The sequence below is a fragment of the Paenibacillus sp. YIM B09110 genome, assembly GCF_037167145.1.
Classification (GTDB): Bacteria; Bacillota; Bacilli; order Paenibacillales; family Paenibacillaceae; genus Pristimantibacillus.
The window spans coordinates 43,878-60,174 of record NZ_JBANSP010000001.1; the positions used below are offsets into that span (position 1 = coordinate 43,878).

16 protein-coding genes are annotated in these 16,297 nt (G+C 49.4%); 1 reads left to right on the plus strand and 15 read right to left on the minus strand.

Annotated elements, in window-relative coordinates:
* Positions 1 to 64 precede the first annotated feature (64 nt).
* The 11 genes from glnA to liaF all read right to left on the minus strand — a co-directional run bounded on the left by glnA (position 65) and on the right by liaF (position 11,655).
* A complete protein-coding gene (gene glnA / locus V8F51_RS00185; protein ID WP_337098015.1) occupies positions 65 to 1,489 on the minus strand; it encodes a type I glutamate--ammonia ligase in 1,425 nt (474 codons plus the stop codon).
* Positions 1,490 to 1,738: 249 nt separating this feature from the next.
* Positions 1,739 to 2,800 (minus strand): 3-deoxy-7-phosphoheptulonate synthase, encoded by a 1,062-nt coding sequence (gene aroF / locus V8F51_RS00190; RefSeq protein WP_337098016.1) that lies wholly within the window; start codon positions 2,798 to 2,800, stop codon positions 1,739 to 1,741.
* A complete protein-coding gene (locus tag V8F51_RS00195) occupies positions 2,784 to 2,999 on the minus strand; it encodes a hypothetical protein (protein ID WP_337098017.1) in 216 nt (71 codons plus the stop codon). The genes aroF and V8F51_RS00195 overlap by 17 nt, the downstream gene beginning before the upstream one ends.
* 93 nt (positions 3,000 to 3,092) lie before the next feature.
* Positions 3,093 to 4,052, minus strand: coding sequence for a 4-hydroxy-3-methylbut-2-enyl diphosphate reductase (locus V8F51_RS00200; protein WP_337098018.1), 960 nt, complete (start codon positions 4,050 to 4,052; stop codon positions 3,093 to 3,095).
* Positions 4,053 to 4,092: 40 nt separating this feature from the next.
* Entirely contained in the window at positions 4,093 to 5,622 is a 1,530-nt protein-coding gene (locus V8F51_RS00205; protein WP_337098019.1) for a sensor histidine kinase, read from the minus strand.
* A 5-nt stretch (positions 5,623 to 5,627) separates the two neighbouring features.
* Positions 5,628 to 6,320, minus strand: coding sequence for a response regulator transcription factor (locus V8F51_RS00210; protein WP_337098020.1), 693 nt, complete (start codon positions 6,318 to 6,320; stop codon positions 5,628 to 5,630).
* Between the two features lie 76 nt (positions 6,321 to 6,396).
* Positions 6,397 to 8,052: a S1C family serine protease gene (locus V8F51_RS00215; RefSeq protein WP_337098021.1), complete on the minus strand. Its 1,656-nt coding sequence runs from the start codon at positions 8,050 to 8,052 to the stop codon at positions 6,397 to 6,399.
* A 361-nt stretch (positions 8,053 to 8,413) separates the two neighbouring features.
* The gene (locus V8F51_RS00220; RefSeq protein ID WP_337098022.1) at positions 8,414 to 8,821 is read right to left on the minus strand and encodes a YugN family protein; all 408 of its coding nucleotides are present in this window, start codon (positions 8,819 to 8,821) and stop codon (positions 8,414 to 8,416) included.
* 96 nt (positions 8,822 to 8,917) lie between these two features.
* Positions 8,918 to 9,583, minus strand: coding sequence for a response regulator transcription factor (locus V8F51_RS00225; protein WP_337098023.1), 666 nt, complete (start codon positions 9,581 to 9,583; stop codon positions 8,918 to 8,920).
* Positions 9,580 to 10,614 carry a sensor histidine kinase gene (locus tag V8F51_RS00230; RefSeq protein ID WP_337098024.1) on the minus strand — a complete coding sequence of 345 codons (1,035 nt, stop codon included), beginning with the start codon at positions 10,612 to 10,614 and terminating at the stop codon, positions 9,580 to 9,582. Before V8F51_RS00230 ends, V8F51_RS00225 begins: the two co-directional genes overlap by 4 nt.
* Positions 10,615 to 10,620: 6 nt before the next feature.
* Positions 10,621 to 11,655 (minus strand): cell wall-active antibiotics response protein LiaF, encoded by a 1,035-nt coding sequence (gene liaF / locus V8F51_RS00235; RefSeq protein WP_337098025.1) that lies wholly within the window; start codon positions 11,653 to 11,655, stop codon positions 10,621 to 10,623.
* Positions 11,656 to 12,002: 347 nt separating this feature from the next.
* On the opposite strand from liaF, the gene V8F51_RS00240 reads away from it, so the two are divergent.
* Positions 12,003 to 13,298, plus strand: a complete 1,296-nt coding sequence (locus tag V8F51_RS00240) for an ammonium transporter (protein ID WP_337098026.1) — start codon at positions 12,003 to 12,005, stop codon at positions 13,296 to 13,298.
* A gap of 59 nt (positions 13,299 to 13,357) precedes the next feature.
* On the opposite strand, the gene V8F51_RS00245 is transcribed toward V8F51_RS00240, so the two are convergent.
* The 4 genes from V8F51_RS00245 to V8F51_RS00260 all read right to left on the minus strand — a co-directional run bounded on the left by V8F51_RS00245 (position 13,358) and on the right by V8F51_RS00260 (position 16,232).
* The gene (locus V8F51_RS00245) at positions 13,358 to 13,741 is read right to left on the minus strand and encodes a hypothetical protein (protein WP_337098027.1); all 384 of its coding nucleotides are present in this window, start codon (positions 13,739 to 13,741) and stop codon (positions 13,358 to 13,360) included.
* A gap of 133 nt (positions 13,742 to 13,874) precedes the next feature.
* Positions 13,875 to 15,266: a methyl-accepting chemotaxis protein gene (locus V8F51_RS00250; protein WP_337098028.1), complete on the minus strand. Its 1,392-nt coding sequence runs from the start codon at positions 15,264 to 15,266 to the stop codon at positions 13,875 to 13,877.
* A gap of 180 nt (positions 15,267 to 15,446) precedes the next feature.
* The gene (locus tag V8F51_RS00255) at positions 15,447 to 15,578 is read right to left on the minus strand and encodes a hypothetical protein (RefSeq protein WP_337098029.1); all 132 of its coding nucleotides are present in this window, start codon (positions 15,576 to 15,578) and stop codon (positions 15,447 to 15,449) included.
* A gap of 63 nt (positions 15,579 to 15,641) precedes the next feature.
* Complete coding sequence (locus V8F51_RS00260) at positions 15,642 to 16,232, minus strand: 3D domain-containing protein (protein ID WP_337098030.1); 591 nt, start codon at positions 16,230 to 16,232, stop codon at positions 15,642 to 15,644.
* Positions 16,233 to 16,297: the final 65 nt, after the last annotated feature.

Sequence of the window (16,297 nt, forward strand, 5' to 3'; positions counted from 1 at the left end):
CCACAGTTGGACAATATAAAAACGAGTCCCTTGCGGGACTCGTTCGTATGGTGATGCTAAGGAATTAGCAATCGTAGTAAAGGCTGAATTCGTGCGGGTGAATACGGATTGCAACAGCTTTCGCTTCAGCGCGCTTGATTGCAACGTAGTTATCGATGAATTCTTGCGTGAATACGCCGCTTTCAGTCAAGAATGCGGAATCCGCTTCAAGTGCGTTAAGCGCTTCGTCAAGCGTTCCAGGAACACTGCGGATTTCTTTCTTCTCTTCTTCTGGCAATTCATAGATGTTTTTGTCGAATGGACCGTAGCCAAGAGCAACAGGATCAAGCTTACGCTTAATGCCGTCCAGACCAGCAAGCAGCATAGCAGCGAATGCAAGGTAAGGGTTAGCTGTGTTATCCGGTGTACGGAACTCGATGCGACAACCTTTAGGCGTTACAGCTGCGATAGGAATACGGATCGCTGCGGAACGGTTGCCTTTCGAGAATACAAGGTTAACCGGTGCTTCGTAACCAGGCACAAGACGTTTGAACGAGTTCGTGCTTGGGTTCGTGATTGCGATAAGAGCCGGAGCGTGGTAAAGTACGCCGCCGATGTAGTGCATAGCAAGCTCACTCAGGTTAGCGTAAGCGCCTTTGTCGTAGAACAACGGGGAATCACCGTTGAAGATCGACGTATGAACGTGCATACCGCTACCGTTGTCGCCGAACAATGGCTTCGGCATGAAAGTAACCGTTTTGCCGTATTGGCGAGCTGTGTTGTGAATGATGTATTTGAATTTCATCAGGTTGTCAGCTGTTTTTGTAAGTGTGTCGAAACGGAAGTTGATTTCCGCTTGACCAGCTGTAGCAACTTCATGGTGATGACGCTCAACGCGAAGGCCGGATTCTTGCAACAAACGGACCATTTCGCTACGGATGTCTTGTTGGGAGTCAACTGGAGCTACTGGAACATAGCCGCCTTTTACTGGAATTTTCGAGCCAAGGTTGCCGCCGTCTTCTTTGCGGTTCGTATTCCAGCCAGCTTCCTCGGATTCAACCATATACGAAGACGAATTCATTGTGCTTTCATAGCGAACTTCGTCAAAAATGAAAAATTCAGGTTCTGGCGCGAAGAATGCAGTCGTACCAATACCAGTCGTTTGAAGATATTCTTCAGCCTTTTGAGCGATGCTGCGCGGATCGCGGTCATAGCGCTCGCCCTCTGGCGTATAGATGTTACACATAACGTTTAATGTAGGGTGATCTGTGAAAGGATCGATAAATACGGATTCCGTATCTGGCATCATTACCATATCGGAATTTTCAATACCGCGGAAACCGTGGATCGAAGAACCGTCAAATGCTACACCGTTAACGAAAGTATCAGCGTCTACCTCAGTTGCAGGAAGAGTGATGTGGTGAGCGCGACCCAGAAGATCTGCGAAGCGGAAATCGACAAACTGAATGCTGTTTTCTTTAATATTGTCCAAAACATTTTGAACTGACATGAATAATTTCCTCCATTTCCGAACATTAGCGTTGTGTTGAACAAGTATTGTTCAATAATTGCTCCAAACCATGACGTTATTATAAAACTACGGTTTCACCTCCGTCAATAGCTATGTAAGGTATTTTTTATTGCGATGTTAGGTATACTTACAAGTTTGAACAGATGTTCACAATTCCTCCTTAACCCACCATGGCAAAAACCGCGCCACCCTTACTGTAGCAAGGGTGGCGCGGTTATTTAGACTATGTTAAATTTTCCATTCCGTGAATGCTTCAGCAGGCGCTTTCGGCGTATCGAACTGTTTGCCTACTAGAGGAGCGAGCTGTTCCAATTGCCTCAGCAAGTTGGCGAATTGATCCGGGAATAAGGATTGTACGCCGTCGCCAGTCATCGAATTATCAGGATCCGTATGCATCTCTACGATAAGTCCATTGGCCCCGGCAGCTACTGATGCCTTCGACATCGGCTCTACCAATTCGCGACGGCCCGTTCCGTGACTTGGATCTGATATAACAGGCAAGTGGCTGAGAGATTGCAGCACCGGAATGGCAGATAGGTCAAGCGTGTTCCGCGTGTAAGTTTCGAACGTTCGGATTCCTCGTTCGCACAGCATAACATTCGGATTGCCGCCGGCTAAAATGTATTCTGCTGCATTCAGGAACTCGTCATAAGTAGAACTGAAGCCTCTCTTCAGCAGCACCGGAGTCTGGATTGTGCCAAGCTTGCGAAGCAGGTCGAAGTTCTGCATATTCCTTGTGCCGACTTGGAGAATGTCGGCGTACTCCGCGCATACATCGACGTACTCCGGCGTCATTACCTCTGTAATCGTCAGCAGGCCGTGTTTCTTGCCTGCCTCAGCCATCATAACCAAACCTTCTACGCCTACGCCCTGGAAGCTGTAAGGCCCTGTACGCGGCTTGAACGCCCCACCGCGAAGCACTTGGCCTCCTGCCGCTTTAACGAGGCGAGCAATCTCGTCGATCTGCTCTGGTGATTCCACAGCGCACGGACCGCCCATAATAACAAGGTTGCTGCCGCCGATCTTTACGCCTTTAATATCGATGACCGTATCGTCCGGATGGAAATCACGGCTAGCCAGCTTATACGACTTTGAAATTTTGATAACATTCTCTACACCTTTCATTTGGCGCAGATGCTCAGCGAGCGTCGGCTCCGCCTTGCCGATAATTCCAATTACTGTACGGTCCGTTCCTATCGACACATGCGCTTGTACGCCGGCTTTCTCAATATGGGCTACGATTTCGTTAATACGTTCTTCTGAAATTTGCGGATTAGTAATGACGATCATCCTGAATCACTCCTATTATTTTATATGATTTTTCCTTGGTCACATCTTCATCATTCGCACTGCAACGCTTATACGCTTTTAAGCTTATACGCTGTGAAGCTTCTACGCTTTTAATCACTAAAGTAAATATACAAGAAATAACCGTATCCGTCAACCCGTTTTTTCTGCTGCTGGATTTTTCTACACTGTCTATTAACAAAGAGCGGACTCCAGCAGAAATAGGCCGACACCGCTTTGCTTCAAATCTGAAGCCTGCGGCATCGACCTATTCCCCTCTTCGTTAGAGAACCGATTACTCGGTTGTACTTGCGCTCTTAATCTTAATGTTCGGAAGCAGCTTTTTCATGTTAACGGTACGCTTAATCTCCCAAGTGTCGGAATTGTTATCGTCGTACTGCTCCAAGTAAGCAATAACCTCTTTCGTTAGCGGCGTCGGCGTAGAAGCGCCGGAAGTGACGGCTACCCGTTCAATACCGATCAACCACTCCCGCTCTATCTCTGACACATCAGCTACCCGGTACGCTTTCACACCCGCAATTTCCTCAGACACCTGGGCTAGACGGTTCGAATTGTTGCTTCGAGGGTCGCCAACGACGATGCAGAGCTGAGCAGTGCCCGCTTGACCTGCAACCGCTTCTTGCCGCACTTGAGTAGCAAGGCAAATCTCGTTATGAACCTCAGCGGTTGGAAACTTCTCCGACAGCTTCTGAATAATATGACGAATATCCCACTGGGACATCGTCGTTTGATTCGTAATGATCAGACGCTCTTCAGGCACTTGAAGAAACTCGATCTCTTCTTCCTTCTCGATCAGATGCACCATATCTGGCGCAACGCCTATAGCGCCTTCCGGCTCGGGATGGCCTTTCTTCCCGATATAGATAATATGATACCCTTCAGCCGTCTTCTCGCGGATCAGGTCATGCGTCTTCGTTACATCGGGACAGGTCGCATCAACGACGGACAACCCCTTATCGCGGGCACGCTTGCGCACCTCAGGAGATACGCCATGAGCTGTGAAAATAACAGTTCCCTCTTCGATCTGATCCAATATTTCCAAACGATTCGCCCCGTCAAGCGTAATAACGCCCTCCTGTTCGAACGCTTCCGTTACATGAGCGTTATGAACAATCATACCAAGAATATAGATTGGCCGCGGTAATTCAAGATTCTTCGCCGTTTGCAAGGCAAGCACCATCGCATCGACAACACCGTAGCAGTAACCGCGCGGCGATATTTTGACAATTTCCATTTATTGCACCTGCTTTCTTACCGGATACGCCCTATTATGACTACTCGATTAAATGATCCGTTCCCTCTATTATAGTCGAAGGAGCGTTCCCGGAAAAGACTACTGGCAGCCATATCGTAAACTTCGTCCCTTCGCCCTCGCGCGTCGTCACTTCCACCGAGCCCTGGTGCTCGTCGATAATCCACTTAGCAATCGATAAGCCAAGGCCCGTTCCCACCGTCACGCCGCGTGATTCGTCAGCGCGATAGAATCGATCGAAAATATGCGGTATCTCGTCAGGATTCATGCCAATGCCCGTATCCTCAACCGTAATGCCGATTTGACCATTGCCTCGCAATGCTCCAAGCTCGATATGACCGCGCTCCGTATACTTAAAGGCATTCTCGATAAATATGAACAACAGCTGCTGCAAATAATCGTGATTGCCCTTGACATAAACGCCGTTCAAAGCGGATAGATCGCCAATTGTCCACTCCGCTTTCCGAGGAAGCAGCTGAGCTCTGCGAGCAACTTCTTCCGCGATAGGGAGCAGTGCCAGGTGCTCCTTTTCCATGACATAACCGGCATCCGCTCTCGCAAGCGCAAGCAAATCGTTGACCAACGTGCTCATTCGCTTCGCTTCAGCCGATATATCGCTCATCGCTTCGCGCGACATCTCCCAATGCTCCATATCGAATGGCAGCCAATCTCCGCTTCCCTTGTCCGGGTTCATATCTTTAATGCGGGTCCACATTCGCTCCAGCAGATCGATATTGCCGCGAATGGTCGTGAGCGGCGTACGAAGCTCATGCGAAGCATCCGATACGAACCTGCGCTGCGCCTTATACGATTCGTCGAGCTCATTGTAGGCAAACTCGATTCGGGACAGCATCATATTAAGGGTATGAACGAGCTTTCCAATCTCGTCATTGGAATCGGCCGCCGGTATTCGCATATTGAGCTCCGAGCCTTTCTCGATTTGCTCCGTCGCCCGTATGACGCGTTCGATCGGCCGCAGCGCCTGACGCGCGATAAACAAGCCAACCGTGAAGGCAATCAGAACAACGAACAGGGAAGATACGATCAGGATCGTACGGAGTCCAGCAAGAAATTTCTCCTCGTTATTGGAGAATACGGCGATCTGCATAATACCGATTAAGGTTCCATCCTCCAGCGGGAGTGGACGTTGGTAGGTTAACATATCAAATTTCTCGTTATTGATGGTAACCTTTACTTTGCGGAACCCTTCCTCTGGTTTTTTATCAGCCTCTGGATATGGAATAATCGTGCCGAATTGTCTTAACTGATCCTCTTGTCTTACAACACCGTCTTTATAACTCACAATCTGCATATAAATATTTTTTTGTTCTGGTCCTCTGCCAATACGGGCGATTTGGAAGTTCCATTCATTTTCATCCAGAAAGTTTACCGTGGGCTGTACGAATATCGTACTGTTTTGCGCCTTAAGCTGTTCCTTGGCCTCGGCATACGTATTCCAGTTTACGAATAAATAAACGACTATCCCTACTGCAATTAACGTACCGGCAAGCAAGCATGAATACCAGAGAGTAAGTCGAAGACGAATTGACATAGCGCTTAACCCGCCTCTCCTCGCAACACATAGCCGGTGCCGCGCACCGTCTGTATAAGTCTGCTTCCTCCGCCCTCTTCAACTTTCTGGCGGAGCATCGCAATATATACCTCAAGCACATTCGATTCACCGCTGAAATCATAGCCCCATATTTTTTCCATGATGGAGTCACGCGTCAGCACTCGGCGCGGATTCTGCATGAAGAACAGCAACAGATCGTATTCCTTGCTCGTCAGCTCGATTCGGCGGCTAGCACGAATGGCCTCTCTAGCGTCCATATCAAGCGCAAGATCCTCATAGATTAGCTGACTGGTTTGTTCCTCTAGCTTGTCCGACTTGCGGCGCAGCAACGCACGGACTCGGGCGAGCAGCTCCTCCAGAGCGAACGGCTTAACTAAATAATCGTCTGCGCCAAGATCCAGCCCTCTTACGCGATCATTAATATCGTCCTTCGCCGTCAGCATGAGAATCGGCACGGTGCTGCCGCCCTCGCGCACCCTCCTGCACACTTCCCAGCCGTCGATTTGCGGCATCATGACATCCAATATAAGCAGATCGGGGTCTGCTGCCAGCAGAGCCTTCAACCCTTCCGCCCCATTGGATGCGGTAGTGACCTCGTATCCCTCGAATGCTAAGCTTCTGCGCAATAACGAAATGATTTTGTCATCATCATCTACGACTACAATATGTTGTCTCATACGTATTCTCCTTTTTCTCATTGCAGCAAAAAGCGCAGAGTGTGTATGGCTCTGCGCTCTTATTTGCGATGCTTGCTTACTCTGTCACGAATTTATTTTTGTCGCCGATGACGACCTCGACATTTTGCTCTTTGCCTTGGCGGATAATGTTCAGTTCCACCTTGTCATCAACTTTATGCTTTTTAATCGCATCGATTAACGATTGTGTGTTGCTGTACTTCTTGCCATCAATTCCCACGATAACGTCATACTGTTGAATTCCGCCCAGATGCGCAGGCGATTTGTAGTATACGTTGCGTACGATAGAACCTTCTGCCTTACTGAGTCCAAGCTGCTTGGCAATATCCTCTGTCACGTCGGAAAGTTCAGCCCCGATGAACGGGACAGCGTCCTTCGGAATTGCAACATTGGTCTTAAGGCTTTCCAGCACCTCTTGGATCGTGCTTGTCGGGATCGCAAAACCGATGCCTTGAGCTTGAGAGCTGACAGCCGTATTAATGCCTACGACTTCGCCGTTCAGATTGAGCAGCGGACCGCCGGAGTTGCCGGGATTAATCGAAGCGTCAGTCTGCAGCAAATGCTCGTAATTGCGTTCGCCTTGCGTATCTTGAATGTCGATCGGACGCTCCTTCGCGCTTAGAACGCCTACGGTAACCGTATGATCGAAGCCGTACGGATTGCCGATCGCAACGACGGTGTCGCCGATATTGATCGTATCCGAACTTCCGAGCGGCAATGTCGGGAACTCTTTGTCGCCCTTCACTTTAAGCACGGCAAGGTCAAGATCATAGCTTGATCCTAGCAGCTCGGCCGTGAACGGCTTGTCGTAGCCTTGCACGATAACTTCGATTTTGTCGGATTCGCCGACGACATGCTGATTCGTAAGAATGTAGCCGGACTTGTCGAAGAAGAAGCCTGTTCCGATGCCCGTCTGCTGCATTTGATCCTCGTTGCCCTGCTCCTGCTGCTGCTGCGAGTCAGGGAAGTCATTGCCGAAGAACTGTCGGAAGAAGGAATCATCCAGCATGCTGCCGCCGTTGCCGGTCGATACGTTCGTGAACGTCTCGATCTTCACGACAGCTGGACTTGCCGTTTCGAACAGCCCGGCAATATCATCCGTCCGTGCAACTGCCGTTGAAGCTGAACCGCCTGCAGTGCTGCCCGCTCCGGCTTGCGTGCCGCTGCCCGTCGATTCTTTCACAGTTGCTTGCACTTGATCCGCCGTGAACCAGTTGCGCGTGTCTGCCGTCCACATCAGTCCGCCTACGAGAACGACACCAGCAAGGAACGAGGCGAACATCGCTTTGAAAGAAGTGCGCTTCGGCTCTCTGACCGTCCAAGGGCCTTTGCCCCCTGGGCTAACCGGCGTGAATGGACGAATTTGTTGCTGAACGGGCTGCTGTACATTAACATTATCGTCTGCATCGGAAGTTACGTAAGACGTATCACTAGCACTAGCATTCTGCGCTGAATTTGCCTGTAACTGTTCCGGCTGCGGCTGTGATCCCGCCGATTGATAACGATTCGGCTGCGAGGAATCGGATTGAGCGCCGGCTTTGAATGGCCCATATGAATAATAGTAGGAAGGCTTGGCTGTCTGTTCAGGAAGGTCCGAAGTTATCGGCTCCGCTTCATACTGCTCCTGCTCATTTGTTCCGCTTGCGTCTTGCTGTTCATCATTATGATCTCGAAAAAACTCATCATAGCCTTTTTTGTTGTTTTGATCGTCCATCGTGTTAAGCCTCCTTGAAGGATATCGTTCATGCCTCTACTCTCGTATTCCATAAGAGGCGAGCTCGTTTTATTAGTTCTATCATGCACATTCTACCTTAAAACAATCTTAAAAGGAATTTAAACAGAAATAAAAAAAACTCCCATCGGAGTTATTTCGAGACTAAGGTCTCTTCAAAACAAATAAATCATCTCTGTTCGATATAACTGGAATTCCTCCTGTTAAATCCTGCCGATTTCTAACACCCGACGGATAAGCTGAGATATTAACGGGAGAAATTCCATCTAATCCGTAAAAGCAGAAAGGGCGAGCCAAATTAACAGGAGAAATTCCAGTTATTAGGTTCATCTCATGTTAACATTTAAAATAAACCCTCAACCTCGGTTATCGCCTGCTTGGCGCGTGTAATCCAGCGGTCCTCAACCGGTGCATCAGGGTCGGAAGGCGATTGGAATTGATCGAACATCGCGCCGAAAGTTCTTATTGATGCTTCGGGATCATTACCCTCTTGATAAATATGCTTAAGCACGTAAGGCTTGCCCAGCCTGATCGTTGCATCGTTCTCCGTTGTCTCGCTATCGATATAGCCGGTTACGACATCGAACGGAATACGAAGCCATACTTTATGGGATTCATCCAGCGCTCGGTCGAAGGAGCCGTTGCTATACTCCCAGTTGCCTCCCAAAGTAAATTGATGCTGCTCAAGCACGGCTCTGGCTTCATTGAAGTTCTGTTCGACGGACTCTAGCGATGATGAAATAAATTTCATGGCAGTCTACTCCTTTTCGCTTGCGCTTACGCCCGTATTCGCATTTACTGCTTACTGAACGTACGTTAAAAGGTAGTATAACCGCCTCGTCCCATATTATGTGCGCTTCGCCCAGCCTTTGCGATGCGCAAGCACAGCAAGCTGCGTACGATCCTCTAGCTCGCATTTCATCAATAGATTGCTGACATGCGTCTTGACCGTTTTGATGCTAATATGAAGCTCCTCGGCTATCTCCTTATTGGATTGACCGTCTGAAATGAGCAGCAGCACTTCTTTCTCACGCTCCGTAAGACCTTCATCGCCAGATTGCGCCGTCCGTTGACGCAAGCCTCTCGTCAGCGCCTGCGAGACGTCCGCCGTCATGACCGGCATTCCTTTGAATGCGGCGCCGAGCGCATAGATCAGCTCTTCGGACGATACCGTCTTCAACACATAGCTGGTCGCTCCCGCCTCGATTGCCCCATAGACTTTGTCATCCTCCAGGAAACTCGTGAGCATAACGATCTTAATATTCGGATACTTAGCCAATACAGCTCTCGTCGTCTCGATCCCGTCCATTCCAGGCATCATTAAATCCATCAGGATCATGTCAGGCAACGTCTCCTGCGTTCTGTTGCCAAGCACATTCAGCGCTTCTTGTCCGCTTCCCGCTTCGGCGATAACTTCAAACTTCGGCTCAAGCATCAGATAAGTCCGCAGCCCTGTCCTAACCATATCGTGATCGTCAACGATCATCATCTTAATCGTATCCGTTGCGCTCATTTCCTGTTCTCTCCCCGCCATATCGTTGGTATTGTCACTTTCACTCTCGTGCCGCTGCCAGGCTTACTCAGTATTTCCGTCTTGCCGCCAAGCTTCTGCGCCCGCTCCTGCATCGTCGTTAGGCCGTAGGAACCGCGTTTTACTTCGCTAACCTTGAAGCCTTCCCCGTCATCCTGCAAGCTCATGACGACTTGCCGTTCCGTATCCGCAAGCGTTAGCGTACATTGACTTGCTCTCGCATGCTTCACAACATTCGCAATCGCTTCCTGAATAATAAGGAATAGCTGATGCTCCTTTGCTTCGGACAGCTCGCCCATCAACCGCCATTCCAGCACACCTTGCAAATTGTTTTGCCTGCAATAATCGGGAAACCATTTGTTAAGCGCCTCATGCAGTGTTTGGCCTTCCAGCTCCATCGGCCTTAGCTGGGCAATGAAGTTGCGCATCTGCTTCTGTGCCGTGTTCGACATCTGGACAAGCTGCTCCATAACCGAATCAGCACGCTCACGGTCAACCTGCTGCAGCTTAGGCAGCGACGAGGCGCACATATGAATAGCGAACAGCTGTTGGCTAACCGTATCATGCAAGTCTCTCGCAAGCCGCTTCCGCTCTTCGAGAACAGCGGCCTCATTCGAAAGCGCCCCCTCCATGATCTGCTCTTCGCCTACCATCTGAATCCATTTCATCTTCTCTTCCATCTGTTCCGCAAGCGCATTGAATTCGCGATACAGCTCATTGAAAGAGACGTGGCCGAACTCCGTAATTCGAACACTGTAATTGCCGTTAGCCGCCTGCTTGAACGACAGATGAAGCGTATCGATCCGCCTCTGAATTCGCTGTGCCGCCCAGTAACCGAAGACGACGCTGACAAGCAGGAAGACGGAGGCCGCCCCGAGGCGAACTTCCGTCATTGGTGTCTCATTCTTCAATCCGCTCCATGTAACAGCGGCGAGTACGAACGAAACGACGGAAGCTGCCACGAACATCGCGATCAGCTCCCACTTGCCGCTTCGAAGGAAACGTACCATCATGCCCGCTTACCCCACCTTCGTAACACGCACATCGCCGATAAAGGTGCTGACGATCAGCTTGATTTTTTTGTCCGAATCGTTGTAAGAAGGGGATTGAATGTTAATGTGCTTGAACATGCCGCCCTCTTTCCGATCCAATATCTTTACGTCACCGATGAACGAGCTTGTCAGAACCTGTACGCCAATCTCGTAGTCGTTCGGCACGAACACCTTCACATCTCCGATGAACGAGGAAATATGGATTCTCGTTTCTCCGACCGCCACTTGCGCCTTCGTCAGATCGAGAATTGTATCTCCGATGAAGTGCGACACGTTAAGCGGCTTAAGCTCCCAATAGTCTTGCCCAATATGAATATCGCCGATAAAACCGGATCTGCTCTGCACGCCTTTATCGCCATGATTCCACCATTCCACATGCTCCATATGGTGGCCATGCTTCATGTGATGTTTCCATTCTTTGTGGGCACGATGGTGCTGATGGTGAGTCCAGTGCTTACTATGCTTTTTGACTGGCGGATCCTCTCCCCCGTATTCTGCGCCCTGAGAGAACGTCCAGCTTTCTGAACGATCGTCATGCTTCACTTGCTCCGGAGTAGCTTCCTTCTTTAAGTTCGGACCTTTTAATGGGTCCGGATGAAGTGGCGGCGCCGGCGGCACGTCTTCATCACTTAAGAAAGGATATTGCTCCCAATCGTCTGAAGGCGGATCATAATTGCGTCTCGGCCTCCAAAGCATCTTAAAGCCTACTACGATAATAATAATCGGCCATAAATAAGGAATAATATCTCCAAGCGACCAGTCGAACCATTCGAGGTTGCGTCCCAAGAAGACGAATCCGACGATGAGCACAATGCCGTTCCACCAGCCAGACCCTCTGATTAATCCGTGTAAGCCAGTATAAATAATGATAACCGGCCAATACGTTGAGAACACTTCACCGAAATCAAAGCTTACATGTCCCATCTGTCGCAACAAAAACATGATGCCTATCGCTATGATGACGACCCCGGTTAACAATCGCCCGAAAAAATTTCCGTTCATCCCTATCCAACTCCTTCAAGACTGCGCCTTTGAATGTGATAGCTCTAGTATAACGGACGACATGGCATTATAAAAAGGGACGGCCGATTGAAATGTGAATCGGTCTAGAGACTGAGATTACTTACGACTTGTCGAGTAAAAACGGCTTTTTTCTACCTATCACGCCAAAAATAGCTAACATGCGTTACAAAACATAACGTATGGACGTTGACATAGCTAACTCCTACTATTTATAATGATGAACGGATTAGGAGAAAGAGATAAGCGTTATCGGTGAATGCCATCCTGGCCGGCAATAGCTGCATATTCGCGAACTATACATGACATGACGATCGGGGATGACAACAATGGACATTATAGAACTGTCAAAGGGACTGGATACGATATGGGTCGTTTTGACGGCGGCGATGATTTTACTTATGGAGGGCGGCTTCGCTCTACTGGAAGCAGGCTTCGTAAGGCAGAAGAACGCTGTCAGTATTATTATGAAAGTATTCGTGGATATTGCATTCGGCGCACTCGTCTTTTACTTTATCGGCTTTGCATTTATGTATGGCAAGGACGCCGGCGGCCTTATCGGTACGACAGGCTTTCTAATGAATGGCGATCTATCGCACATCCAATTGAACATTTCCAATGAAACGTACTGGTTGTTCCAGTGCGCCTTTGTAATCGCAGTTATTTCCATCGTATCCGGCGCAGTCGCAGAGAGAATCAACTTTAGAGCTTATATTTTGCTGACAATCGCGATGACTGGCCTTATCTACCCGCTTGCGGGGCATTGGGTCTGGTCAGGCAACGGATTTATCGGCAAACTAGGCATGATCGACTTCGCAGGCTCTGCCGTTATTCACGCACTCGGAGGCTTCTCGGCGCTTGCCGCGGCGCTCTTCATCGGCCCGCGTATCGGCAAGTTCATGGCTGACGGTAAAGTCAATATCGTACCGCCTTCCAATCTGCCGCTCGCCTCGGTTGGAGCGTTCATTCTTTGGTTCGGCTGGTTCGGCTTCAATGCAGGCAGTACGCTTAGCGCAACCAATACTGCAATCGGGCATATCGCCGTAACGACGATGCTGTCGGCTGCCGCAGGCGGGGCTACTTGCATCCTGTTCACGATGTTCCGCTATAAGAAGGCTGATCCGCCGATGGTCATTAACGGTTCTCTTGCAGGGCTCGTCGGCATTACAGCCGGCTGCGCATTCGTATCCGATGGCGCGGCAATCGGCATTGGCGCTGTATGCGGCATCGCAATGGTGCTCGTAACGGAATGGCTGGAGAAGAAACAAATCGATGATCCCGTCGGCGCGTTCGCGGTTCATGGCATTAGCGGAAGTCTTGGCACAATCGCCGTCGGCTTGTTCGCAATGCCGGAGCTGACTGAGGGAATAGGCAAAGGCTATTACGGCCTGTTCTATGGCGGCGGCTGGAGTCTGCTAGGCGTACAGGTGCTTGGACTTATAATCGTTTCAGTGTGGGGCTTCGTTATCACATGGGGTGTGTTATGGCTTATTCGCAAAATCATTCCCGTTCGTGTATCGAAGGACGAAGAATTGGTCGGACTCGATGTCGGCATTCACGGCGTTCCTGCTTACAGCCAAGAGCATGATTTCCTTGATCTTGATAAACTGAAAAGCAACAATTGAAAAAAAGAACCGTCGGATCGCATATACGATCCGACGGTTCTTTTTCTATATGATGTGAATTAATCGATCATCTCAACTGCAAGCTCATCCGATACCGATACAATGTCATTCGCTGAAGCGCGGCTCTGAATCGATCTTGCATTCTCAATCTCCAGCCTTAGGGCACGTACCTTCTCCATCGGCTTCTTCACGAAATGAATGTATTCGACAGCCAAGTGATGATCCGGTTTCTTGCCGGAAAGCAGCCTCTTGAGCGTAGACATGGATTGGTAGGCGCGATCCTCCAGTAAGCGGCGCTTCTCGTAACGCTCGACCATTTGTTCGATTTCCGTAATTTCCTGTTCCTTCTTCGCTACGAAAGCGTCAATAAACGGAAATACTTCGCCCGCTTTATAATGATGTGACGTGCGGCTATAGGCCGTATGAATAATCGGATCTACCATGATAGTTCACCTGTCTTGTCATGTGATTATTACTTACATTGATAATCATACAACAAGTAAAGGCGGTTTGAAAACTGTTTTTTTGTCTGATTGTTGTCCATGTCAGCTATTTTTTTGTGCAAGTTGATTAATCCTATAATGAAATATCGGCTCCTATAACACCTATGATCTTAGCTCCATCCTTCACGATCGGAACGGATATGGTCAAGCAAGGCTGCTTCGTAATCGCCGATACGTATATCTCCGATTGAAACGTCTGGCCGGTAATCGCCCGCTTCCACCAATCACGTCCCTTTGCATTCAGCAAGCCTGCCTCCGGAAGGGAGAATAGGAACGATCCGTCATCACGATTGGACCATATCGCTTCAATCTCCGGCTTCGAGCGGAGCAGCTCGGTCAGCCTCTCCTCGTGCTTAGCTTCGTCAAGCGATGCAAGCACTTGATCGGCCGCCACAACTCTTAACCATTCAAGCAGCGACTGTACGTTCACTTTCACTGCTTTGTCCATTCGTTTGATGCCCACTTGATTGACCGCTTTCGTCAGATCGGCGGAAGAGCGCTGCAGGTTGCGGCCGATACGGTTCAGCTTGCCAATCTGCTCACGCTGCTTTTTCGTCATTCGAAGGGTGCCGTCGACGCTTTGGAGCGTCTCATCAACAGAACCTACGACATCCTTCAGCATCAATGTCGTTCCTGTCATATGCGCTGTCTGCTGACTGCTGGCCGCACTCGTCTGCTGCACAAGCTCATCCACTTCAATGATGCGTGAGAAAATAACGTCCATCCGTTCCTTGTTGACCGACATCTCGGCAACACCGCGTTCAACGGACGCCTTCTCTAGTTCAACCGCGTCGACTACGCTCTTAACACCGCTCTCGATCTGATCAACTAACTCGGATGAGCGCTTAACAGCTTCGCCGCTTTGCTCAGCAAGCTTCTTGATCTGCTGAGCCACAACGGCGAACCCGCGTCCGTATTCGCCGGCATGGGCAGCTTCAATCGAAGCGTTCAGCGCCAGGAGCGATGTCTGGGACACTATTTCTTGAATAAATTGGTTAATTTCATTTATGTATGAGGTCTGGTCGATCAACTGACGGATGTGCTGCTCCATATTCTGATTATGTGTGTACAGATCGCTCATAACCTGATCGGTGCTTGTGAGGGATCGGCATACTTCGATGACGACTTCCTTCGTTTCTTTACTCTTCTTGTTCAGATGTTCTGACGCTTCATTGATTTCCTCTGCCGCAGACGATACCTCTTGCAAAGCGGCGAAAGTCTCCTCGATTCTGCTCATTGCGAGAGAACTCTTGGCGCGAAGCGACTGCTCTTGCACAGCGGACTGATCCGCAATATCAGTGAGATGGCCGATCGTTTGATCTACCTCGTCTACCGCTGCATTCAATTGGTCGGAAATGACGACCGATTCGTTCAACAGCTTCGTCATCTGTTCATGCTGTTCCCCGGCAGAAGCTCCTTCTGCAGACGAGTTATTACGTGAAAACCAACGTGTGACAGCGCTCATGACAAATTTCCGCCCTCTCAGCATCATAATACAAAAATTTCCTACATTATATATCAGCATTCGACAAGTGTAAAGCGCTTCCACATCGCCCTCCATACGAAGAAGCCGCCATAGGAGAGCCTATGGCGGCATTATCGCTTTTGTATTGGTTGTTTCAGCTACGCGCTTATGTCGCTAATGTTACTTCTGCGCTTTTTGCTGCACAGCGTTCGATTGTTTGCCAGCCGTATTCGAATTGTTCTGATTGAACTCTTCAGCGAATTCGGCATTGTATTGGTTGTTCTGCGCTTTGTTGTTTTTGTTCTTTGCCATTGTATTCACCTCCCCGTCCATCAATAGTATGGCAAGTTTGCACCTTATTATTCGACCATTTTTTCACGATTCGAGGTATGTCTGAGGGATCGGCTTGCCGGCTTCAACCGCTTGATTGATTTGGTTTAACCAAGATTGAGACAGCTTTCCCGTTCCCCGCCTAAGCACCTGAACGTCGACTGTTCGCTTGCCCCATTGCTCGTATACTTCCTTTATCGTCTCGAAATATAGATCGATCTTGTTGCCCTTGATTGCCTTGCCCGTATCAGCTACAACACCATAGCCGTACCCCGGAATATAAAGAAGCGTGCCAATCGGGAGAAACTTCGGATCTGCCGCAATCGTAGACACTTGATCTCGCCTAACCTTGACGCCGGAATACGTAATACCGTATTGCGGGTGACCTGGACGCTTGCCTGTGGATTCTACGCCGGCCGTGTAACCTGTCGCTACGACCTTGACCGTATCCGGCTGCTCTTTCTGCTTCGTATATGCTTGGACTCTCGCCATTTGTTCTGCGCTCATATGCCGCGATGCGGCATCCCCTTCCGCTGAGACGCTGGCTGCAGCAGTCATGTTCATAGCTACAGCAATGATCGCCATGTAAAGCAGTAACGGGATTGCTTTGATCCAATAAAAAAAGCTTGTTACCATCTGGGCTACTTCCTCCTCACAGAGAATAATGCCCAGACGGCACAAGCTTTATGCGTTATCGCTAT

Coding starts and splice junctions, on each gene's coding strand:
- glnA (WP_337098015.1), bottom strand. CDS start 1,489: ATGTCAGTTCAAAATGTTTTGGACAATATTAAAGAAAACAGCATTCAG.
- V8F51_RS00230 (WP_337098024.1), bottom strand. CDS start 10,614: ATGATGGTACGTTTCCTTCGAAGCGGCAAGTGGGAGCTGATCGCGATG.
- V8F51_RS00250 (WP_337098028.1), bottom strand. CDS start 15,266: ATGAGCGCTGTCACACGTTGGTTTTCACGTAATAACTCGTCTGCAGAA.
- V8F51_RS00260 (WP_337098030.1), bottom strand. CDS start 16,232: ATGGTAACAAGCTTTTTTTATTGGATCAAAGCAATCCCGTTACTGCTT.
- V8F51_RS00200 (WP_337098018.1), bottom strand. CDS start 4,052: ATGGAAATTGTCAAAATATCGCCGCGCGGTTACTGCTACGGTGTTGTC.
- V8F51_RS00215 (WP_337098021.1), bottom strand. CDS start 8,052: ATGGACGATCAAAACAACAAAAAAGGCTATGATGAGTTTTTTCGAGAT.
- V8F51_RS00240 (WP_337098026.1), top strand. CDS start 12,003: ATGGACATTATAGAACTGTCAAAGGGACTGGATACGATATGGGTCGTT.
- V8F51_RS00210 (WP_337098020.1), bottom strand. CDS start 6,320: ATGAGACAACATATTGTAGTCGTAGATGATGATGACAAAATCATTTCG.
- V8F51_RS00245 (WP_337098027.1), bottom strand. CDS start 13,741: ATGGTAGATCCGATTATTCATACGGCCTATAGCCGCACGTCACATCAT.
- V8F51_RS00205 (WP_337098019.1), bottom strand. CDS start 5,622: ATGTCAATTCGTCTTCGACTTACTCTCTGGTATTCATGCTTGCTTGCC.
- V8F51_RS00255 (WP_337098029.1), bottom strand. CDS start 15,578: ATGGCAAAGAACAAAAACAACAAAGCGCAGAACAACCAATACAATGCC.
- V8F51_RS00220 (WP_337098022.1), bottom strand. CDS start 8,821: ATGAAATTTATTTCATCATCGCTAGAGTCCGTCGAACAGAACTTCAAT.
- liaF (WP_337098025.1), bottom strand. CDS start 11,655: ATGAACGGAAATTTTTTCGGGCGATTGTTAACCGGGGTCGTCATCATA.
- V8F51_RS00225 (WP_337098023.1), bottom strand. CDS start 9,583: ATGAGCGCAACGGATACGATTAAGATGATGATCGTTGACGATCACGAT.
- aroF (WP_337098016.1), bottom strand. CDS start 2,800: ATGATCGTCATTACTAATCCGCAAATTTCAGAAGAACGTATTAACGAA.